Annotated in this window: 20 protein-coding genes; 10 read left to right on the top strand and 10 right to left on the bottom strand. The window is 69.5% G+C overall.

Features of this window, described 5'->3' with window-relative positions; genetic code table 11:
- Window positions 1-25 precede the first annotated feature (25 nt).
- The 7 genes from mug to CFB50_RS15330 all read left to right on the top strand — a co-directional run bounded on the left by mug (window position 26) and on the right by CFB50_RS15330 (window position 5,883).
- Window positions 26-574 carry a G/U mismatch-specific DNA glycosylase gene (gene mug / locus CFB50_RS15360; protein ID WP_089446420.1) on the top strand — a complete coding sequence of 183 codons (549 nt, stop codon included), beginning with the start codon at window positions 26-28 and terminating at the stop codon, window positions 572-574.
- Window positions 561-1,184: a DNA-3-methyladenine glycosylase gene (locus CFB50_RS15355; protein WP_089446419.1), complete on the top strand. Its 624-nt coding sequence runs from the start codon at window positions 561-563 to the stop codon at window positions 1,182-1,184. The genes mug and CFB50_RS15355 overlap by 14 nt, the downstream gene beginning before the upstream one ends.
- A 101-nt stretch (window positions 1,185-1,285) precedes the next feature.
- Entirely contained in the window at window positions 1,286-2,050 is a 765-nt protein-coding gene (locus CFB50_RS15350; protein ID WP_039345972.1) for a ParA family protein, read from the top strand.
- A 498-nt stretch (window positions 2,051-2,548) separates the two neighbouring features.
- Window positions 2,549-3,133 carry a TIGR01841 family phasin gene (phaP, locus tag CFB50_RS15345; RefSeq protein WP_089446418.1) on the top strand — a complete coding sequence of 195 codons (585 nt, stop codon included), beginning with the start codon at window positions 2,549-2,551 and terminating at the stop codon, window positions 3,131-3,133.
- A 292-nt stretch (window positions 3,134-3,425) separates the two neighbouring features.
- Window positions 3,426-4,607, top strand: coding sequence for an acetyl-CoA C-acetyltransferase (locus tag CFB50_RS15340; RefSeq protein ID WP_089446699.1), 1,182 nt, complete (start codon window positions 3,426-3,428; stop codon window positions 4,605-4,607).
- 217 nt (window positions 4,608-4,824) lie between these two features.
- Window positions 4,825-5,568: an acetoacetyl-CoA reductase gene (phbB, locus tag CFB50_RS15335; protein ID WP_089441026.1), complete on the top strand. Its 744-nt coding sequence runs from the start codon at window positions 4,825-4,827 to the stop codon at window positions 5,566-5,568.
- A gap of 108 nt (window positions 5,569-5,676) precedes the next feature.
- Window positions 5,677-5,883, top strand: a complete 207-nt coding sequence (locus CFB50_RS15330) for a hypothetical protein (RefSeq protein ID WP_089446417.1) — start codon at window positions 5,677-5,679, stop codon at window positions 5,881-5,883.
- A gap of 101 nt (window positions 5,884-5,984) precedes the next feature.
- Here CFB50_RS15330 and CFB50_RS15325 read toward each other — a convergent pair whose 3' ends face one another.
- The 10 genes from CFB50_RS15325 to CFB50_RS15280 form a co-directional block, all read right to left on the bottom strand.
- The gene (locus CFB50_RS15325) at window positions 5,985-6,329 is read right to left on the bottom strand and encodes a hypothetical protein (RefSeq protein ID WP_089446416.1); all 345 of its coding nucleotides are present in this window, start codon (window positions 6,327-6,329) and stop codon (window positions 5,985-5,987) included.
- Entirely contained in the window at window positions 6,313-6,822 is a 510-nt protein-coding gene (locus CFB50_RS15320; RefSeq protein ID WP_089446415.1) for a hotdog family protein, read from the bottom strand. The genes CFB50_RS15325 and CFB50_RS15320 overlap by 17 nt, the downstream gene beginning before the upstream one ends.
- Window positions 6,822-7,637 carry a beta-ketoacyl synthase chain length factor gene (locus CFB50_RS15315; RefSeq protein ID WP_089446414.1) on the bottom strand — a complete coding sequence of 272 codons (816 nt, stop codon included), beginning with the start codon at window positions 7,635-7,637 and terminating at the stop codon, window positions 6,822-6,824. Before CFB50_RS15315 ends, CFB50_RS15320 begins: the two co-directional genes overlap by 1 nt.
- 8 nt (window positions 7,638-7,645) lie before the next feature.
- A complete protein-coding gene (locus CFB50_RS15310) occupies window positions 7,646-8,857 on the bottom strand; it encodes a beta-ketoacyl-[acyl-carrier-protein] synthase family protein (RefSeq protein WP_089446413.1) in 1,212 nt (403 codons plus the stop codon).
- A gap of 63 nt (window positions 8,858-8,920) precedes the next feature.
- Window positions 8,921-9,814 (bottom strand): polysaccharide deacetylase family protein, encoded by an 894-nt coding sequence (locus tag CFB50_RS15305; RefSeq protein ID WP_089446412.1) that lies wholly within the window; start codon window positions 9,812-9,814, stop codon window positions 8,921-8,923.
- Window positions 9,811-12,288: an MMPL family transporter gene (locus tag CFB50_RS15300; RefSeq protein WP_089446411.1), complete on the bottom strand. Its 2,478-nt coding sequence runs from the start codon at window positions 12,286-12,288 to the stop codon at window positions 9,811-9,813. Before CFB50_RS15300 ends, CFB50_RS15305 begins: the two co-directional genes overlap by 4 nt.
- Window positions 12,288-12,944: an outer membrane lipoprotein carrier protein LolA gene (locus CFB50_RS15295; RefSeq protein ID WP_089446410.1), complete on the bottom strand. Its 657-nt coding sequence runs from the start codon at window positions 12,942-12,944 to the stop codon at window positions 12,288-12,290. The genes CFB50_RS15300 and CFB50_RS15295 overlap by 1 nt, the downstream gene beginning before the upstream one ends.
- Window positions 12,941-13,924, bottom strand: coding sequence for an LpxL/LpxP family acyltransferase (locus CFB50_RS15290; RefSeq protein ID WP_089446409.1), 984 nt, complete (start codon window positions 13,922-13,924; stop codon window positions 12,941-12,943). The genes CFB50_RS15295 and CFB50_RS15290 overlap by 4 nt, the downstream gene beginning before the upstream one ends.
- The gene (locus CFB50_RS15285) at window positions 13,921-15,669 is read right to left on the bottom strand and encodes an AMP-binding protein (protein ID WP_089446408.1); all 1,749 of its coding nucleotides are present in this window, start codon (window positions 15,667-15,669) and stop codon (window positions 13,921-13,923) included. The genes CFB50_RS15290 and CFB50_RS15285 overlap by 4 nt, the downstream gene beginning before the upstream one ends.
- A gap of 50 nt (window positions 15,670-15,719) precedes the next feature.
- Complete coding sequence (locus tag CFB50_RS15280) at window positions 15,720-16,373, bottom strand: hypothetical protein (protein WP_089446407.1); 654 nt, start codon at window positions 16,371-16,373, stop codon at window positions 15,720-15,722.
- Window positions 16,374-16,945: 572 nt separating this feature from the next.
- On the opposite strand from CFB50_RS15280, the gene CFB50_RS15275 reads away from it, so the two are divergent.
- From CFB50_RS15275 to CFB50_RS15265, 3 genes are all read left to right on the top strand, one after another.
- Window positions 16,946-17,206 (top strand): phosphopantetheine-binding protein, encoded by a 261-nt coding sequence (locus CFB50_RS15275; protein ID WP_069249366.1) that lies wholly within the window; start codon window positions 16,946-16,948, stop codon window positions 17,204-17,206.
- 111 nt (window positions 17,207-17,317) lie between these two features.
- Window positions 17,318-18,034, top strand: a complete 717-nt coding sequence (gene fabG, locus CFB50_RS15270; RefSeq protein ID WP_089446698.1) for a 3-oxoacyl-ACP reductase FabG — start codon at window positions 17,318-17,320, stop codon at window positions 18,032-18,034.
- An 87-nt stretch (window positions 18,035-18,121) separates the two neighbouring features.
- Window positions 18,122-19,423 carry a chorismate transformation enzyme, FkbO/Hyg5 family gene (locus tag CFB50_RS15265; RefSeq protein ID WP_089446406.1) on the top strand — a complete coding sequence of 434 codons (1,302 nt, stop codon included), beginning with the start codon at window positions 18,122-18,124 and terminating at the stop codon, window positions 19,421-19,423.
- The last annotated feature ends 100 nt before the right edge of the window (window positions 19,424-19,523 follow it).

Raw genomic sequence — 19,523 nt, 5'->3', positions numbered from 1 at the left:
ATGTTCCTTGCGCGCCAGGCAAACCGTGGCTGACGAACTTCCCGACCTCATCGCTCCGCAGCTCGACGTGTTGTTCTGCGGGATCAACCCGGGCCTGACCGCAGCCGCCACCGGGCATCACTTCGCGGGGAGAAGCAACCGCTTCTGGCGCGTGATTCATCTCGCGGGCTTCACGCCGGCGGAAATCTCGCCGCAGGACGATCACGCGATTCTTCAATATGGCTGCGGCCTGACCGCGGTGGTGAAGCGGCCGACCGCGAGCGCCGATCAGCTTTCGCGCGCGGAATTCATCGCTGCGGCCGCGGAGTTCGACCAGAAGCTGGCGCGTTACAGGCCGCGCTTCGTCGCCTTTCTCGGCAAGGCGGCGTACTCGGCGCTTTCCGGGCAGCGAGAAATCGAGTGGGGGCTGCAACCGGCCCGCATGCAGGGGGCGAGCGTCTGGGCGCTGCCCAATCCGAGCGGGAGAAACCTCGCGTTCGGTCTCGACGATCTGGTCGACGCATACCGTCAGCTTCGTCTGCAGGCGAAGGCCGTTTCCGGTCTTCAACCGGAGCGGCAGGATGCGGCGCAGTGAAACCGCGCGTCGGTGGCCGGGCACCGTGCTGCCCCGCGCATTCTTCGACCGAGTCGCCACCGACGTCGCGCCGCAACTGCTGAACAAGATCCTTGCGGCCGCGGACGGCCGGGCCGGGCGGATCGTCGAAGTGGAAGCCTATGCCGGCGCGATCGACCCGGCTGCGCATACCTACCGCGGCAAGACGCCGCGCAATGCGACGATGTTCGGGCCGCCGGGGCACCTGTACGTCTATTTCACGTATGGCATGCACTGGTGCTGCAACTGCGTGTGCGGCCCGGATGGCACGGGAACGGGTGTGCTGATCCGTGCGCTCGAGCCGCTGCACGGACTCGAGCAAATGCGTGCGGCGCGGCCGCCGCGGACGCGCGATCGCGACCTGTGCCGGGGACCGGCGCGGCTGACCCAGGCGATGGGGATCGGCGGCGCGCAGGATGGTGTCGACCTGATCGGTGCGCACGAAGGGTTCGCGATCGTCGACGACGGCATCGCGCCGCCCGCCGATCCGGCGGGCGGGCCGCGCATCGGCATTCGTGTCGGCACGAATCTGCCGTGGCGTTGGAGCGTGCCGGGCAACCCGTACGTATCGGGGCCAGTGACGCGCCGCTGATACACCCCGTGCCAGATGCGCACAATTCGACCTGCGTCACGCGCCCGCCATTATTGACCGGCTAAGCTTGCCTTTTCGACGTGATCGATCGAGGAGACACAATGCGGCGGGTCGTATTCAACCAGAAGGGCGGCGTGGGCAAATCGACAATCGTCTGCAACCTGGCGGCGATCAGCGCGAGCGAAGGGCTGCGCACGCTCGTCATCGACCTCGATGCGCAGGCGAATTCGACGCGTTACCTGCTCGGCGACGCCGCAGCCGACGCGCAGCCAGGTGTCGCCGATTTCTTCGAAACCGCACTGACCTTCAACTTCCGCCCGGTCGACGTCGCGTCGTTCATTCATCCGACCCCGTTCGAAGGGCTCGACGTGATGCCCGCGCATCCCGAGCTCGACACGCTGCACGGCAAGCTCGAGTCGCGCTACAAGATCTACAAGCTGCGCGACGCGCTGAACGAGCTCGACACCTACGACGCGGTGTACATCGACACGCCGCCCGCGCTGAATTTCTATACGCGCTCGGCGCTGATCGCGGTCGAGCGCTGCCTGATCCCGTTCGACTGCGACGATTTCTCGCGCCGTGCGCTGTACACGCTGCTCGAGAACGTGAAGGAAATCCAGCAGGACCACAACGCAGCGCTCGAGGTGGAAGGGATCGTCATCAACCAGTTCCAGCCGCGGGCGAGCCTGCCGCAGCGGCTGGTCGACGAACTCGTCGAGGAAGGGCTGCCGGTGCTCGCGTCGAGGTTGTCGGCGTCGGTGAAGATCCGCGAGTCGCATCAGCAGTCCAAGCCGGTGATCCATCTGGAACCCGGGCACAAGCTCGCGCAGGAGTTCCTCGCGCTGCACCGGGAACTGGCCGGCTGATTCCGCACCTGCCTGACGAACCCGCGGCCGCATCATGCGGCCGTTTTTTTTGCGGCTGTAATTCATATGATCATTTATTCCGTCATTAATAATGCCGAAAACGATTTCATAATAAATCCAGAAAAAACGATTACATAGGTGACCGCTCCATTTTCAATACGCCCCGGTTTTCTAATAAACGGAATAATGAATTGGTAAATGTTGCGCGACATCATGAAGTTATCCTGTAAAAAGGTAAAAATACATTGCGGGACAGAGTGACGTGCGGTGTCGTCTGCGATGTCGGCGCATCAGGGGTTCCAGCGGTCACCTTGGATTAAGATAAGGGTTTATACCTAGCATTAATGCCATTTAATTGACAATTAATCGATCTAGAATGGGGTCCTTCAACTTCCCGCGCTCAAATGAGTGACGGGTTGTCAATAAGGAAGCCTGCTGTCGATCCGGCTTCCAATTTTCTTTACGTCGTCTCTCGCATTGCTAACAGGAGCGTGCCCGATGTCCGTATTTGCCCCCGAAAAAATCAACGCCGAATATCAATCCGGTATTGCAGCGTGGTTTGCGATTGCCCGTCCGGCGATCCAAGGTTTCGAGGCTGTCGTCGAACTCAACCTGCAAGCGGCCCGGACGGCGCTCGAGGAGTACGAGGACAAGCTGAAGAACGCATTCAACAGCAGCAACCCGGCCGTGGGCTTCGCGCAGCAGGTCGCCGTACCGCAGGAAGCAGCCGGCAAGGCCGTGTCGTACGGCCGCCATTTGTTCGACATCGCGGTGTCGACGCAGGCCGAATGGGCGAAGGTCGCGCAAGCGCAATACGAACAGAATGACAAGCGCCTGAAGGACGTGCTCGGCGAACTGTCGAAGCATGCGCCGGCCGGCTCGGCGCCGGTGGTGGCCGCGCTGAACTCGGCGCTGTCGGCGGCGACCGCCGCAGCCGATTCGGTTCGCGCAGCGACGGGCCAGGCGATCGAAGCCGCGCAGAGCGGTTTCGATGCGGTCAGCGAAACGGCCACGCGTGGCGCGAAGCAAACGGCTGCCGCCGCACGCAAGGACGCCGCGGCCGCACGCGATTCGGCTGCGTGATCGCGTAGCTACGCAAGAACGTGTCGCGCATAAGCGCGACACGATCGATCGGCGCCGGATGGCGCCGGACGCCGCGTGTGCCGCGTGGCGTCCGGCGAACCTCCGGTTTGCCGCAAGACGCCGGTGAACCGGCGAGCCGTACCGGTGTGCCGCCCGTTCGAACGGGCGGCGCGCGCCGTATGGCGGCGTGCGACCGCTATCGAGCCGAGTGGCCCGAAATGCGCGATCGCCAGCCAAGGCCGGCACGCGCCGGCGTCAGAACGACCAACTGATTTCGATGCAGGAACTGGACATGACGGATGTAGTGATCGTATCGGCCGCGCGGACCGCGGTCGGCAAATTCGGCGGCTCGCTTGCGAAGATTGCGGCGCCCGAGCTGGGCGCGACGGTGATCCGCGCGGTGCTGGAGCGTGCGGGCGTGAAGCCCGAGCAGGTCAGCGAAGTGATCATGGGCCAGGTGCTGACGGCCGGTTCTGGGCAGAACCCGGCACGGCAGTCGCTGATCAAGGCCGGGCTGCCGAGCGCAGTGCCGGGGATGACGATCAACAAGGTGTGCGGCTCGGGCCTGAAGGCCGTGATGCTGGCGGCGAACGCGATCGTCGCGGGCGACGCGGAGATCGTGATCGCGGGCGGCCAGGAGAACATGAGCGCGTCGCCGCACGTGCTGCCGGGCTCGCGCGACGGGTTCCGGATGGGTGACGCGAAGCTGGTCGACACGATGATCGTCGACGGCCTGTGGGACGTGTACAACCAGTACCACATGGGCATCACGGCGGAGAACGTCGCGAAGGAATACGGAATCACGCGCGAAGAGCAGGACGCATTCGCGGCGCTGTCGCAGAACAAGGCGGAAGCCGCGCAGAAGGCCGGCCGCTTCGACGACGAGATCGTGCCGGTGGCGATTCCGCAACGCAAGGGCGAGCCGCTGCAGTTCGCCACCGACGAATTCGTGCGTCACGGCGTGACGGCGGAATCGCTGGCCGGGCTGAAGCCGGCGTTCTCGAAGGACGGCTCGGTGACGGCGGCGAACGCGTCGGGGCTGAACGACGGCGCGGCGGCGGTGCTGGTGATGTCGGCGCAGAAGGCGGCGGCACTCGGCCTGACGCCGCTGGCGCGGATCAAGGCGTACGCGAACGCGGGCGTGGATCCGAGCGTGATGGGGATGGGCCCGGTGCCGGCATCGCGCCGGTGCCTGGAGCGCGCGGGCTGGACGCCGGGCGACCTGGACCTGATGGAAATCAACGAGGCGTTCGCGGCGCAGGCGCTGGCGGTGCACAAGCAGATGGGCTGGGACACGTCGAAGGTGAACGTGAACGGCGGGGCGATCGCGATCGGCCACCCGATCGGCGCGTCGGGCTGCCGGATCCTGGTGACGCTGTTGCACGAGATGGCCAAGCGCGATGCGAAGCACGGGCTGGCGTCGCTGTGTATCGGCGGCGGGATGGGTGTCGCGCTCGCGGTCGAGCGCGTCTGAGCAGGGTCTGACGACTCGTTCCGCTTGCGGCGCCGGCCGGCGCCGCAAGCGGGCGAAGCGGTTTTTGCGCACGACAAGCAGTCAACAACAAGCGCGAGGTGCCGGTGCGTGCCGTGCCCGCGACGCGGGCGGCTGCGCATCGAAGCGGTGGGGCGGCAGCCTGAGCGACGCCGCCGCTCCGCCTTGATCGATTACTTTTTTGTCGGTAATTAATAGGATGACTAAGCGAATTGCAGTTGTGACTGGTGGAATGGGCGGCCTCGGCGAAGCGGTCAGCATCAGGTTGAACGACGCGGGCCACCGGGTAGTCGTCACGTATTCGCCGAACAATACCGGCGCGGACCGCTGGCTGACCGAGATGCACGCGGCCGGCCGCGAGTTCCACGCGTACCCGGTGGACGTGGCCGATCACGATTCGTGCCAGCAATGCATCGAGAAGATCACGCGGGACGTCGGCCCGGTGGACATTCTCGTGAACAATGCGGGCATCACGCGCGACATGACGCTGCGCAAGCTCGACAAGGTCAACTGGGATGCGGTGATCCGCACCAACCTCGATTCCGTGTTCAACATGACGAAGCCGGTCTGTGAAGGCATGGTCGAGCGCGGCTGGGGTCGCATCGTCAACATCTCGTCGGTGAACGGCTCGAAGGGCTCGGTCGGCCAGACCAACTACGCGGCCGCGAAGGCCGGCATGCACGGCTTCACGAAATCGCTCGCGCTCGAGATCGCGCGCAAGGGCGTGACGGTGAACACGGTGTCGCCGGGCTACCTCGCGACGAAGATGGTCACGGCGATCCCGCAGGACATCCTCGACTCGAAGATCCTCCCGCAGATTCCGGCGGGCCGGCTCGGCAAGCCCGAGGAAGTCGCCGCGCTGGTGGCTTACCTGTGCTCGGAGGAGGCCGGCTTCGTGACGGGCTCCAACATCGCGATCAACGGCGGCCAGCACATGCATTGACGCGTGGCGGCCCGCACGGCGTTCGCGCGCGAGCGGGTCGCGTTCCCCACTATCCCGTGCCGGAGCGGCGGCAGGCGCGCCGCTTCGGCCTCGCATTCCGGAGAACGCATGGGCGACACCTGGATGGGACTCGTGATCGGCGGCTCGGCGCTGGCCGTCGCGCTGACGATGGCGATCTCGCTCTACTGGCTCGAGCGGCGCCGCGCGCGGCTGCTGCGGAACTTCGATCATCGCGATTGCTGGTTCGTCGCGTACGGCAAGTGCTTCGCGCGCCGGCCGGCGAGGTCGCGGCGCCGCATGCACGGTGCTCGCTGACGGCAGCGCCGGCGCATCGCAATCGGCGAACGCTCGGTGAGCGGTCGATGAGCGGTCATGCCCCGCGCGCATGCCGTCGGCAACGCGCGCGGGATGCGTGATCAGTTCTTTTCGCTCTTTCCACCCGACTCGCCCGAGTCGTTCTTGTGGAAGATCCGCTTCGTCGTGCGCTTGGTGGCATCCCAACCTTCGCGCGATGCGTGTGCGACCCCGTGCCCGACCGCCTTCGCGGCGCTCGCGGTCGCGTGGCCGAAGCTGCGGGCCGCCTCGCCGGTCTTGTGCGCGGCTTCCTTCGAATCGCGCTTGATGTCCTGCTTCACTTCCGACATGTCCGCGTGCGCGATCGGGCTGATCAGCGCCAGAACGAACGCTGTGCCAATGAACTGACGAACTTTCACGAGCTGGTTTCCTTCTCTTGAGTAAGCGGCTTCATCGAGGATTTGCATCGCCGGCTGGCGCCGGGCCTGGGCGAAGCGCGCCGGCTGCCGACGCGTCGAGCATTACCGCGGCGCGGCCGGACAGCAGCACGCGATCGCCGCAGCGCAGCGCGAAGCCGTACAGCACCGACCGGGCGTCGCCGCTCACGCGTTCCGCTTCGACGACGAGCGGCTGCGCGAACGTGTCGAGACGGTCGACGAACGCGTCGACGTTGCGCACGCTCGCCAGATAGCCGACGCGCGGGCGCGCTTCGTGCGCACCGAGCAGCGCGCCGTGCACGGCCATCGCCTGCGCCGCGTATTCGATGCCGCAGACGGACGCGAGCCGGCCGTATGCGCGCAGCGGGTTGCGCGGATCGCGGTGGCTCGTCGCGGTACAGCGGATGCAGGCGGCATCCCACGCATCGACCGTATCGAGCAGGCACGTCGCGCCGTCGTGCGGAATGTGTGCGGCGATCCACGCGTGATCGAGCGGCGGCACGAGCGGGATCGTCGCAGTCATCACGCGCGCACCGTGAACGTATCCGGCATCGCGACGTCGACCTGCACGCGTGTATCGGCCAGGTAGTCGAGCACGACGCGCGTCGAACGCCGCGCGGCGATGGCGTCGAGCAGCGGCAGCACGCGTGCGGCCGGATTGCCGGCGCGCAGTGCATCGAGTTCGGCGTTCGCGAGCGGCGTGGCGGGTGCGTCGGCGAGCTGCACGTCGATGCGGGCGAGCGCGCGTTCGCTTGCTTCGGGCGCGAGCACGAGTGCCACGCCGAATGCGTCGCCGATCGGTCGCACCGTACGCAGCGGTTCCGGATAGTCGGTGTCGTACGCGATCAGCAGCGTCGGCACGCGATCGACGACGACCTGGCACAGGCTCTCGAGCAGGCCCGCGGCGAAGCTGCCGTCGTGCGCGCACAGCACGTTCGACGTCGCCATCGCGCGGGTCGCGATGCTCCAGTAGCCGGCCGGCGCGTTGTGCACGGAGTTGTGGAAGCGCGTCGGCGACAGCTGGCGATCATCGCCGGCCAGCGTCTCGCAGATCGCGTGGCAATTCTGCCCGTCGCCGCCCGAGGCGCTGAACACGGTCGCGAGCGTCGCGGCGTCGCGTCCGCTCGCGGCCACCGCTTCGTGGCCGGCCGCGAGCGCCGCGCGCACGACGGGGCCGGTGCGGCGCCGCTCGGCCGACGGCAGGCCGGCCGGGGGAGGCAGCTCGGTGCGGGCGGGCGCATACGGTACGCGGCCCGAGAGCACGTCGGCCGCGTGCGGCCAGTCGTTCAATCCGGGCCCGATGAGGCCGATGCTTTCGATGAAGGCGGTGAGTGCCATGGCGGGCCTCAACGGCGGGCGTGGTCGGCGCGGCCGAGGATCAGGCTGCAATTCGTGCCGCCGAAGCCGAACGAATTGGACAGGACGGCGCACACGCGTGTATCGCGGCTCGCGAGCACGTAATCGGCGGCGAGTGCCGGGTCGGGCTGCGTCGTGTTGACGCCGGCCGGCACGAACTGCTCGCGCAGCGCGAGCGCGGCGACGACAGCCTCGAGCGCACCCGCCGCGCCGAGCGTGTGGCCGGTCGCGCCCTTCGTCGAGCTGCAAGGCGTACTGGCGAACAGCGCGCCGATCGCACGGCTTTCGGCCGCGTCGTTGCTCGGCGTCGCGGTGCCGTGCAGGTTCACGTAGTCGATATCGTTCGCACCGAGGCCGGCGGCGGTGAGCGCCTGCTCGATCGCGACGCGTGCGCCGAGCCCGTCCGGATGGGGCGACGACATGTGATGCGCGTCGCTCGATTCGCCGATGCCGAGCAGCAGGATCGCGTGGGCGTCGAGTGCGGCGGGCGGGTCGGGCATGCGTTCGACGAGCGCGAACGCGGCGGCCTCGCCGATCGAGATGCCGTCGCGCGCGACGTCGAACGGACGGCACGGCTGGCGCGACAGCAGTTCGAGCGAATTGAAGCCGTACAGCGTCGTCAGGCACAGCGAATCGACGCCGCCGACGACGGCCGCGTCGATCAGGCCCGCCTCGATCATGCGGCGCGCGGAGCCGAACACTTTCGCGCCGGACGAGCAGGCGGACGAGATCGCCATCGCCGGCCCGTGCAGCGCGAAAAACGCGCGCACGAACGCGGCCGGCGAATACGGGTTGTGCGTGTGTGCGTAGCGGAAGTCGGCGGGCAGCGCGCCGCTCGCCGGATCGCGGCGCTGGTACGCGTGTTCGGTTTCGAGGATGCCGGCCGTGCTCGTGCCGATGAACACGCCGATGCGTGCCGCTCCATAACGCGCGACGGCCGCCGCGACGCGTGCGTCGAAGCCGTCCTGCGTCAGGCCGAGCTGCGCGAGGCGGTTGTTGCGGCATTCGAAGTCGGCGAGATCAGCCCGCACGGGCTGCGCATCGACGCCGTCCACCGCGCCGATCCACGTGTCGAGATCTGCACGTTCGAAGTCGCAGGGCTGGAGCCCGCCGCGCGCGTCGCGCAGCGCATCGAGGGTCGCATCGAGGCCGCGGCCGATGCAGCTGGTGGCGGTGAAGTGCGAGAGCAGGAGAGGTTTCACGAGGGTCGCATCCGGTGGCCGGAACGGGCGCCGCAGCAGGGCTGGCAGGCGCGCCGTTCGAGGTCAGATTTTATCAAACGGGGGTGCCGAACCGGCCGGCTCGCCCGGCCCGCCGGGCGGTTCCGGTGTGAGCGCCGCGCGCAGCGTGGTCCAGTGCAATTGCGCGTCGGCGGCCGCGCGCAGCACCGCTTGCAGCACGTCGAGCACTACCGGTTCGCCGCGCGCATCGCGCGCCGCGTGGCCGTCGTGCACGAGCAGGATGTCGCGCGCATCGAGGCCGTGCAGCAGGCGACGCGTGACGGTCGCCGCATCGCGGGCGCGCGTGTCGAAGCCGCGCCGCGTCCAGCTCGCCAGCTGCAGGCCGAGTTCGCACAGCACCGGCTCGAGAAACGGGTTGCGCAGGCCGGCCGGCGCACGGAAGAACAGCGGGCGCGTGCCGGCGATCTCGGTCAGTGTCTGCTGCGCGGCCGCGATCTCGCGCCGCAGCGCGGCGGGCCCCGACAGCGAGAACGTGTGCCGGTGCCGCTGGCTGTGGTTCTCGATCGCATGACCGCGCGCGACGATCGCCTCGATCCAGCGCGGATGACGGCGCGCGAGATCGCCGATGCAGAAGAACGTCGCGCGCGCGTCGTAACGGTCGAGCAGGTCGAGCACGCGCGGCGTGACGTCCGGGTCCGGACCGTCGTCGATCGTCAGCGCGATGCGGCGGCCCGCGTTGGCCGGCAGGCGCGTCCAGTTCGGGCCGAGTAATGTGCTGCGCGGCCACAGGCCGGCGGCGGTCAGCGCGAGATGCGACGCGACCACGCCACCGACCGCCCACGGCCACGCGGCCGGCTGCGCGACGACGGCGGCCGCCGCGCCCGCATGCAGCGCGGCCGTGCCCGCGATCAGCGGCGTCGGCTTCCATCGGCGCGTATCGCCGGGCTGCCGCGACGGAACGGACGACGGCGCGTTCATGCGCGGTTTCCTCGATGACGGTTGATGGCCGCAGCCTCGGCCGGGCGCGGCGCGAGAATCGCGGCGAACGCGAGCGCGAGCATCGCGCCCGGGCCGACGGTCAGCCCGAAGGTTTCGAGCAACGGCACGCGTGACAGCGCCAGCAGCCCGAAGCCGGCGACCGTTGCGAAGTTCGCGATCAGCAGCGACACGAGCGTGTACGGCGTGACGGGCTGCGCGTCGTCGCGCTTGCAGAAGAACAGCGCGTAGTTCGAGCCGACCGCGACGATCAGCAGCATCCCGACGAGATGCAGGATCGTCAGCTGCACGCCGGCGAGCGCGAAGCCGGCCGTCACGACCAGCACGGCCGCGACGAGCGGCGCGAGCGCGCGCATGACACGGCGCGGCGAGCGCAGCGCGATCAGCAGCAGCACGGCGATCGCGGCAAAACCCGCGAGCGACAGCCGGATGTCCTCGTGCACATAGCTCACGTACAGGCGATCGGCTTCGGCCTTCATGTCGACGAACAGCGCATCGGGCACGCCCGCGCGCGCGACGGCCGCGCGAATCGGCGTGGCATCGAGGCTCGACGCCGGTTGCGCGGCGCGGGCGGCGTCCGGCGCGCGCAGCGGCAGCATCGCGCTCCAGCGGCCGTCGCGTTCGGTCAGCAGCGCATCGACGGCGAGCGCCATCGACGTGCCGCGCAAGTCCGCGCGTGTCAGCAGCGGTGCGTGGTGCGCGGCCTCGACGTCGGCGATGAACGGCGCGAACAGGTCGGGCTTGACCGCGATCGGCTGGTTCGCGACGGCATCGTGCATCCGCGCGGCGAGCACGCCGGCATCCGGCAGGCTCGCCTGGCGCGCGCGCTGCGCGGCATCGCTCGGCAGGTAGCGCGCGGGGTTTTCGAAGCCGGCGAGCGCGCCGCGGTCGACCAGCGGCTGCAATTGCGCGGCCACCTTCTCGGCGCCTTCGAGCGCGGCCTGTTCGGTCGATGCGGAAATCACGACGAGATAGCGCACATCGGGTGCGCCGACATCGGCGCGCAGCCGCGCATCGAGCGCCTGCGCGTGCGCCGGCACCGGGCTGAGCGCGGCGAGCTCGCGGCTCCACAGGCCGTCGCGATGCAGCACGAGCGTCGCGCCCGCGGCGATCACCAGCACGGCGAGCGGCCAGCGCAGCCGCGGCGCGGCGTCGGCCGCACGCGCGAGCACGGCGCCGACGCGCGACACGTCGCGGATCGCGACATGCTCGCCGCGCAGGTGCGGCAGCACGAAGCGCGTGACGAGCGCGGCGGCCGTCAGCCCGACGATCGAATACAGCCCGAGCTGCACGAGGCCCGGGAATCCGGAGAACAGCATCGACGCGAACCCGCACACGGACGTCAGCACGCCGAGCCGGATCGTCGGCCAGTACGCGGCGACCCATGCGCGCGTCGCGTCGGCCGGGCGTGCCGTGCCGCGCGTGCCGGCCTGCGCCGACTGCACGAACAGGTAGATCGAATAGTCGACGGCTTCGCCGATCAGCGTCGTGCCGAAGCCGAGTGTCAGCCCGTGGACCGTGCCGAACGCGACGCTGACGGCCGCAATCCCGGCCGCGACGCCCGTCAGCACCGGCAGCAAGCCGAGCGCGAGCGTGCGCGGCGAACGGTACAGCGTCAGCAGCAGCGCGACGATCAGCACGACGCTCGCCGTCGACAGCCGTTCGACGTCGTGCCGGATCGTGTCGCGCGTGTCGACCGAGAACACGCCGGGGCCCGTCATCGCGAGCGTGGCTGCGGCGGCGTTCGGCACGGCCTGCTGCGCGGCGGCGAACGCGCGGCGCACGGAGTCGATCGCGCGGGCCTGCGCGTCGGTATCGGAACCGGCGGCGGCCGTCTGCACGACGAGCACCGCGCGTGTGCCGTCGCGCGACGCCCACACGCCGTCACGGCTCGCCGGTTCCGCCGCGCTGTCGAGCGGGTCGACGAACGTGGCGACTTCGCCGGTCGGGTCGCGCGGCAGCATCGCCTTGGCCACGAGGCCGGCCGACGAGCTCAGCAGGTCGAGGCTGTCGCCGAGCGCCTGATGCAGGCCGGCGGCGCTGAAGCGCTGCGGCGTGACGGCCGGGCTCAACAGGTAGCGATGATCGAAGATGAGCTGGCGGTCGCGCGCGTCGTTCGCGGCTTCGCCGTTGTGAACAGCCGCGAATTGCGGATCGGTGCGCAGCGCACCGGCGACGCGTCGCGACAGCGCGGCGCGCGTCGTGGCATCGCCGCCGTCGATCGCGATGAGGATCAGCCGCGACACGACGCCGTCGCGCAACTGGTCGACGAGCACGCGCTGCCCGGCGCTCGGCGCGCTCGGCAGGAACGCGGACAGGTCAGCCGTGAAGTGCGCGCGCCCGATCGCGACGCCGCACGCGATGAGCGCGAGCAGCCACACGAGCACCGCGCGCTGCCGCAGCGCATGCAGGCGGCGCGCGACCGGTGACGCGAGGGGGCGGGTGCGTTCGTCCATCAGTTCGGGTTCGCCGGAACGGGCTGCAGCCGCATCACCGAACGGTCGCCGTCGGCCTGCCGGATCGCGACGCTGCGCAACACGTCGCGCGTGCCGTCGAGCGTGATCGTGCTGACGACCTTCAGCATCCGTGAGTCGAGCGGCGTGAGCGTCAGCGTCCAGTCGTCGCCGCGCCCGGCGAGCGCGACCTTGTACACCTGTTCGAGCGCGAAGCGGTTGCCGGCGAGCGTCGCGCGGATGCTGTCGATGAACGCGCCGAGTTCCGGATAGCGTGCGAGCGCGAGCGTGAACTTGCGGTTGTTGCGCTCGACGGTGAGCATGTCGCCGTCGACGACGAGGTGTTCGGGCTTCGGGCTCAGCGTGTGCTTCTCGAGATGGTCGGGCGCGACGAACACGAGTTCGCCCGACGATTCGACCGGCTGCGTCGCGATCGACAGGTACTTCGTCTCGGTGAACGTCGCGCGCCCCGACTTGTGTTGCGCAAGCGTCGACATCAACCGGTCGAGGTTCCACGCCGGTGCCGTGTCGGCCGCCTGCGCGGGCCCGGCCGTCAGCGCGAACGCGGTGGTGGTCGCCGCGACGGCGACGGTCAGCGCGCGGACGGCGCGACGCAGCGCGGACGGAAGCGTGGGCAGGCAGCGGCGAACGGCGGTCATGCGTCGGAATCCCTCGTGGCGGACAGGCCGGCACCGGCGCGCACCGCGTCGCTGCGTGCGGTCACGGTCGCGGCGTCGCTGCCTTGCCAGAAATCGAAATAGTTGAACCAGTTGTACGGTGCCGCGCGGCAGTATTTTTCGAGCAGCGCGACGTAGCGCGCGAGTGCCGCGTCGACGGCCGCCGCGCGTGCGTCGCGCCGCACGTCGGAGAAATCGGCGAGCGTCTCGAAGTGCACATCGTAGCGGTTGCCGTCGCGATAGAGGCCCGTCATGAAGATCACCGGCCGCTTCAACATCGCGGCCATGTAGAGCGGCCCGAGCGGGAACGCGGCCGGCGCGCCGAGCAGCGGCAGCCGGCGCAGCGACGCGGCCGCGTCGTCGAGCAGCGTGCGGTCGGCGAGCATGCCGACCATGCAGTTCGCGTCGAGGCGCTCGCGTACCTTCAGCATCGAGTCGACCTGCCCGAGCGGAATCACTTCCGGCTGCGCGGAGGGATTCACCGCGGCGAGCGTCGCGTTGATCTTGCGCGCGTTCTTCTCGTACATCGTCACGACCACGCGCAGGTCCGGGTGCGTGCGGCCGATCGCGCGCACGACCTCGAAGCTGCCGAGGTGCGCGCCCATCAGGAACGCGCCGCGTCCGCCCGCGAGCGCGTCGTCGACGAGCGTTTCACCGTGCAGCCGGATGTCGAACAGGTCGAAGCGTCCGTTCATCAGGTAGATGCGGTCGTGGATCGTTGCCGCGAACGTGAACACGTGCCGGTACACGTCGCGCCAGCGCGCGGGGCGGCCGAGCACGCGGCGCAGGTAGTCGCGCGACGCTGCGCACGCGACCGGCGAGAACAGCACGAAATACGTCGCGATCAGGTGCAGCACGACGCGCGCGCGCTGCCGGCCGAAGCGCAGCGAGATCCACGTCATCACGCGCAGCAAGCCCGCGTTGCTGCGCTCCTGGCGTTCGGCCCACGCGGTGCGCTTCATGGCTGCGCGCCGTCCCGCGCGGCCGGCGGCGCGGACAGTACGCCGCTCGCGACCTCGCGCGTCCCGGCGCGCAGCGTGAAGCGGATCGCACCGCTGGCTGCGGCGTCGTAAGCGAGATCGAGCGGTTCGCCGGGTGCGACCGGGCTCAGGAATTTCGCGGACCCGAGCCGCCACGTGTGCAGCGGACGGTCCAGCGCCGTGCCGATCGCATGGATCGCGTGATCGAGCAGCACGACACCCGGCACGACCGGATGGCCGGGGAAGTGGCCGGGCAGCGCCGGGTGATCGGCGGGGATCGTGAACCCGAGCGCGGATGCGGGCGCGCCGGCCGGGTCGCGCACGGGCGTCGGCGCGGCCGAAGTACGCGCATGTTGCGCAACGAGCGCGGCGAGCACGTCGCGCGGCAGCTTGCCCGTTTCGTTGCGCGGCAGCGCGTCGACGAACACGAGCGGGCGCGGCATGAAGGCGGGATCGATCCGCTCGCGCAGCGCGCGCTGCAGATCGGCGGCCGCGAGCGTCGGCGCGACGACCAGCGCGACGAGGCGCGTGACCGGTTCGAGGCCCGCGCCGGCGTGGGCGGGCGCGGCTTCGTCGGGCATGAAGAACACGCCGTCGATCACCTGCGGAATCGCATTGAGCTGATGGTTCAGGTACGCGAGCGACGTGCGCTTGCCGGCGATGTTGACGAGGTCGGCCTTGCGGCCGTGCAGCAGGAACCGGCCGTCGCCGAGCAGTTCGAGCGCATCGCCCATCGGCACGGGCGCCTCGACGTGCCCGCCCGACACCCAGACCGTCGGCTCGCCGTCGTCGCTTTCCCGTTCGTCGCGCGCGTCGAGCCGGATGCCCGGGAACAACGACCAGGTCGCGCCTTGCGACGTGCGGCGGGTCGCGATCTGGCCGGTCTCGGTGCTGCCGTAGATCTCGACGAGCGGCGCGTCGAGCGCGGCCTCGGCTTCGCACGCGAGCTTTTCCGACAACGGCGCGGTGGCCGACAGCACGAGCGCGGCAGGCGGCAGCGCATGGCCGGCCGCCAGCAGCGCACGCAGGTGGATCGGCGACGTGACGAGCACGCGCGGCTGCGGGATCGCGTCGAGTTCGTCGCGAATGTCGACCGGGTAGAACGGCTGGCGGTTGCTGAACGCGAGGCCGCCGATCAGCGCGAGCAGCACCGTCGACTCGAAGCCGTACATGTGCTGCGCGGGCACCGTGCCGATCAGCGTGGCCGCGCGGCCGTCGAGCAGACCGAGGCGGTCGGCCGCCGCGCGCACGCAGCCGACCAGGAAGCCCCAGGTCTTGCGGTGCGGCACGGGTGCGCCGGTCGAGCCGGACGTGAACACGTAGGCCATGATTCGCGCCGCGTCGATCTGCGGCACGACGAACGGCGCATCGCTCGCGAGCTCGCCGGGAGCGGCGTCGGGGTACGCGAAGCGCGGCAGGTCGATCGTGCAGTCGGGCGCGTCGTGCAGGCAGAACGCGTCGGGCGCGAACGATGCGAGCTGGCGGACCATTTCCGGCGTGTGCGTCGACGGCAGCAGGCTGATCTTGCCGGCAACGAGCGCCGCGCACAGGCTGACCGCGAAGCGGTAACGGTCGCGGCACACGTTGAACACGTGGCCGCTGGCGGGCAGCGTGGCGGCCACGCGCGCGACGTCGGCGACGAATGCGCGCACGGTGACGGGCGCGCCGTCGCGCCAGGCGATCGTCTGGTCCGGCGACGAATGGAAAACCAGCGGGTGAGTCGGCATAAATCGGTCAAAACGGGAGCGAAGACCGGCGCGCGGCGCCGGCCGTGAATTCATCGTGACGGCTGCGATGCGTGAGTCGTCGCGCGATACGCGCGCACCGCATCGACCATGCGCGGCCGCGGTTCGTGCGGCAGTGCGAAACGCCGGCACGCATGCTCGGCGGCGAACATCACGGCGACGAGCGGCAGCGACAGGTAGTTCGCGAACGTCGACCACGTGACGATCGGCGCGGTCGCGAACAGCAGCGTCGACACGGCGGCGATCGCGACGAAGAACAGCGTCCACGCGAGCGTGATCTGCCGTGTGTAGCGCGCGACGGCCGGCGTGATCGCGCCGTGGATCATCGTCGCGAAGCGCGTGCACAGCGGCACCTGGCCGGCGGCGAGCGTGCGGCCGAACAGCAGCGCCATCGCGAGGTTGAAACTTGCGTGTTCCAGATACAGGCCCCATTCGAAATGCCGGGCGAGCGGCACGCGCGCGACCCATAGCGCGGCGGCGGCAAGCAGCCACGCCGGCACGAGCCACGCGCGATGCGGCGAGCGCAGCGCCGCGCCGAGTGCGAGCAGCAGCGGCGGCACGAGCGCCATCGCGAGGCCGAAGCCGTGCGCGCCGGGCGTCGCGGCCGCATAGTGCGCGCCGGCCTGGTACGCCGCGACGGCGCCGACCGCGGCGATGCCGCGCGCGACGGGCAGCAGCCGGCTCATCGGCGGCCTCCGCACACGCGGCGCGCGAACGCGTGCCCGGCGGCCGGGCGGCAGCGGACGGACGGGCGAACCGGAACGGAGCGGAAGGACAGGCGCGGCATGACTGGCGACATCGGGCGGATCGTGGCCGGACGCGGTGGTCGGGCCGTCAAACATCATATGAATGGCGGCCGGGACGCGTGTCCGGGCCGGTGGTCGGGCACGCTCATTTTAGGGCCGCGGCACGGCGTGTTCGGGGCGGGCGCGAACGGGTTTTGTAACCGATTGTATGGCGCCGGACGAACGGTTTCGCGGGGTCGGTCCATTTCCATCCGAAGCGGCTCAAGCGTCTCGTGCATTCGGGTCCCGAAACGGGCCGCGGAGCCGGCTCGCCAGTCTGTAACCATTGGCGGTATACGGCCCGATACCCGTTCGTCTAGAATCCGCGTAACTTTTACAAACGATCCCCAAATAAAGCAGGCGGGGAAGCCGGCAGACGCCGGAGGGACGGAGATTCGCACGCGCCGGGCGTGCATGGCGATTGCCGTTTCCGGGCACCTTCCGCTGCCACGGGCCGCCTGCCCGCACGCATGATGAACGCACTGGAACAAGAGCTCGCCACGCTGATCATCGGCGAATTGAATCTCGAAGACGTCACGCTCGACACCGTGACGGCCGAGACCCCGCTGTATGGCGAGGGTTTCGGGCTCGACTCCATCGACATCCTGGAAATCGCACTGCTGATCTCGAAGAAATACGGTTTCGAGCTGCGTTCGGACAATCCGGACAACCAGAAGATCTTTGCGACGCTCGGTGCGCTGGCTGCGTACGTCGCCGCGCACCGCACGAAGTGACGGCGTCCGCGCACGGGCGCGACGCGCAGATGATGACGGCAGGCGGCCGCGATCGACAGACGATACGCGGCCGCGTCGATCGAGGTGGAACGCGATGAACGGAGCAATTCGATGCGGGCGCTCGTGACGGGCGGCAGCGGCGCACTCGGGCAGGCGATCTGCACGGCGCTCGCGCAGGCCGGCCATGAAGTGTGGGTCCATGCGAACCGCCATCTCGCGCAGGCGGAGGCCGTCGCGCAGCAGATCGTCGCGGCCGGCGGCTCCGCGCACGCGATCGCGTTCGACGTGACCGACGCCGATGCGACGCTCGCCGCGCTGAAGCCGTTCATCGACGATGCGCCGGTGCAGATCCTCGTCAACAACGCAGGCATTCACGACGATGCGCCGATGGCCGGCATGTCGCGACAACAGTGGCACAGCGTGCTCGACGTGACGCTCAACGGCTTCTTCAACGTCACGCAGCCGCTGCTGTTGCCGATGATCCGCACGCGGCGCGGCCGGATCGTCAACATCGCGTCGGTGGCCGGCGTGACCGGCAATCGCGGGCAGGTCAACTACGCGGCCGCGAAGGCGGGGCTGATCGGCGCGACGAAGTCGCTGTCGATGGAGCTCGCGTCGCGCGGCATCACCGTGAATGCGGTCGCGCCCGGCATCATCGAATCGCCGATGGCCGAGCACGCGTTTCCCGCCGAACGCATCAAGCAGATCGTGCCCGCGCAGCGCGCGGGCCGGCCCGACGAAGTCGCGGCGATGGTCGCGTACCTGGTGTCCGACGCCGCGGCCTATGTGACGGGGCAGGTGCTGTCCGTCAACGGCGGGCTCGCCTGACGAAGCGCGCAGCGTCGGCGTGACGTAACGCAACGCGGCGCAGGCCGCGATGTTGCGCGGCCTGCGCCGCATAGTGAGGAAATCGAAGTGTCCGTGCATCCAGTCGACGCCGAACGGCGCCCGTGTTCCCTGTCGTCCTCTGCCGCGCCCGTCGTGCGCGGGCAGACGGCGGCCGGGCCGACCGCATCGCGATCGGGCGAAGAAGCGCTCGCGCACGGCGGCGGCCGCGCACTGCGGCTCGTCCGGATGAGCCATGCGCGGCTCGCCGCGTTGCCGCACGATGCGCGTGGTCGTGGCGATGGATTCGAGCGCGCGTTTCCCGGCGCGTTGGGTGCGGTGTGCATTGGCGCGGGCACGGCATCGCACGCCGAATCACGAGCGGACGCGGCGGCACGGATGCTGGCCGATGTCGTGCCCGACCTGCCGGTCGCACCGGTGCCGATGACGCTGCTCGGCGCCGGCATCGCGCCGGACGACGCCGTCTGCGAAATCTGGCAATGCCATGCGCGCGACCTGCGCAGCGAACGGCGCGGCGCACTGCACTATCGGTACAGCGAAACGGCGGGCCTCGTGTTCGGTAGCATCCTCGTGCACGAAGAAGCACATGAGGCGAACGAATCGCACGACAGCGGCACACCGCTCGAACGCGCGACCCACGACGCGTACCACACGCTGTTCGACGTGCTCGATTCGCTCGGCATGCCGCATCCGCTGCGCATCTGGAATACCGTGCCGGCGATCAATGCCGTGCAGTTCGGGATCGAGCGCTATCGTCAGTTCAATATCGGCCGCCAGCACGCGTTCGATGCGTGCCGCCGCGCACTGACGGGCGGCGTGCCGGCCGCATGTGCGCTCGGCTCGGTCGTGCCGGTCGCGGGCGATGCATCGCAGGCCGCGCCGCTCGCGATCCATTTCCTCGCGAGCCGCACGCCGGCCGATCCGGTCGAGAACCCGCGCCAGGTCAGCGCATATCACTATCCGGCGGAGTACGGCCCGCGTGCGCCGACGTTCGCGCGCGCCGCCGCATGGTCGGAAGGCGATGCCGCGCCGGTGCTGTTCGTGTCGGGCACCGCGAGCATCGTCGGGCACCGCACCGTGCATCACGGCGACGTCGTCGCGCAAACGCGCGAGACGGTCGCGAACCTCGCGGCCGTGCTTGAGCAGGCCGCGCGCCAGGGGCACGGCCCGTTCTCGCTCGCCGACCTGAGCTATCGCGTCTACGTGCGCGACGCAGGCGATGCCACGGCGCTGGCCGCGATCGAGCACGTGCTGCGCGAGGCGGCCGGCCCCGGCGTGCGGCCGCTCGTCGTTCATGCGGACGTGTGCCGCGACGACCTGCTGGTCGAGATCGAGGCCAGCGCGGGTCATGAGGAGGCATGGTTGTCATGAAGCGAGAAAACCTCACGATCGAGCAACCGGCCCCGCACGCGGGAGACGTCGACGAAGCCTGCCGACGGTCGCCGGCAAGTCATAAACTTTTGTCAGGATC

The sequence above is a fragment of the Burkholderia sp. AU33423 genome (assembly GCF_002223135.1).
Classification (GTDB): domain Bacteria; phylum Pseudomonadota; class Gammaproteobacteria; order Burkholderiales; family Burkholderiaceae; genus Burkholderia; species Burkholderia lata_D.
This window is presented reverse-complemented; position numbering and strand designations above follow the sequence as displayed.

Bases quoted from the DNA above. Each gene is read 5' to 3' on its own strand.
- CFB50_RS15355 (WP_089446419.1), top strand. From the start codon at position 561: ATGCGGCGCAGTGAAACCGCGCGTCGGTGGCCGGGCACCGTGCTGCCC.
- CFB50_RS15350 (WP_039345972.1), top strand. From the start codon at position 1,286: ATGCGGCGGGTCGTATTCAACCAGAAGGGCGGCGTGGGCAAATCGACA.
- phaP (WP_089446418.1), top strand. From the start codon at position 2,549: ATGTCCGTATTTGCCCCCGAAAAAATCAACGCCGAATATCAATCCGGT.
- CFB50_RS15340 (WP_089446699.1), top strand. From the start codon at position 3,426: ATGACGGATGTAGTGATCGTATCGGCCGCGCGGACCGCGGTCGGCAAA.
- phbB (WP_089441026.1), top strand. From the start codon at position 4,825: ATGACTAAGCGAATTGCAGTTGTGACTGGTGGAATGGGCGGCCTCGGC.
- CFB50_RS15330 (WP_089446417.1), top strand. From the start codon at position 5,677: ATGGGCGACACCTGGATGGGACTCGTGATCGGCGGCTCGGCGCTGGCC.
- CFB50_RS15325 (WP_089446416.1), bottom strand. From the start codon at position 6,329: ATGCAAATCCTCGATGAAGCCGCTTACTCAAGAGAAGGAAACCAGCTC.
- CFB50_RS15320 (WP_089446415.1), bottom strand. From the start codon at position 6,822: ATGACTGCGACGATCCCGCTCGTGCCGCCGCTCGATCACGCGTGGATC.
- CFB50_RS15315 (WP_089446414.1), bottom strand. From the start codon at position 7,637: ATGGCACTCACCGCCTTCATCGAAAGCATCGGCCTCATCGGGCCCGGA.
- CFB50_RS15305 (WP_089446412.1), bottom strand. From the start codon at position 9,814: ATGAACGCGCCGTCGTCCGTTCCGTCGCGGCAGCCCGGCGATACGCGC.
- CFB50_RS15300 (WP_089446411.1), bottom strand. From the start codon at position 12,288: ATGGACGAACGCACCCGCCCCCTCGCGTCACCGGTCGCGCGCCGCCTG.
- CFB50_RS15295 (WP_089446410.1), bottom strand. From the start codon at position 12,944: ATGACCGCCGTTCGCCGCTGCCTGCCCACGCTTCCGTCCGCGCTGCGT.
- CFB50_RS15290 (WP_089446409.1), bottom strand. From the start codon at position 13,924: ATGAAGCGCACCGCGTGGGCCGAACGCCAGGAGCGCAGCAACGCGGGC.
- CFB50_RS15285 (WP_089446408.1), bottom strand. From the start codon at position 15,669: ATGCCGACTCACCCGCTGGTTTTCCATTCGTCGCCGGACCAGACGATC.
- CFB50_RS15280 (WP_089446407.1), bottom strand. From the start codon at position 16,373: ATGAGCCGGCTGCTGCCCGTCGCGCGCGGCATCGCCGCGGTCGGCGCC.
- CFB50_RS15275 (WP_069249366.1), top strand. From the start codon at position 16,946: ATGAACGCACTGGAACAAGAGCTCGCCACGCTGATCATCGGCGAATTG.
- fabG (WP_089446698.1), top strand. From the start codon at position 17,318: ATGCGGGCGCTCGTGACGGGCGGCAGCGGCGCACTCGGGCAGGCGATC.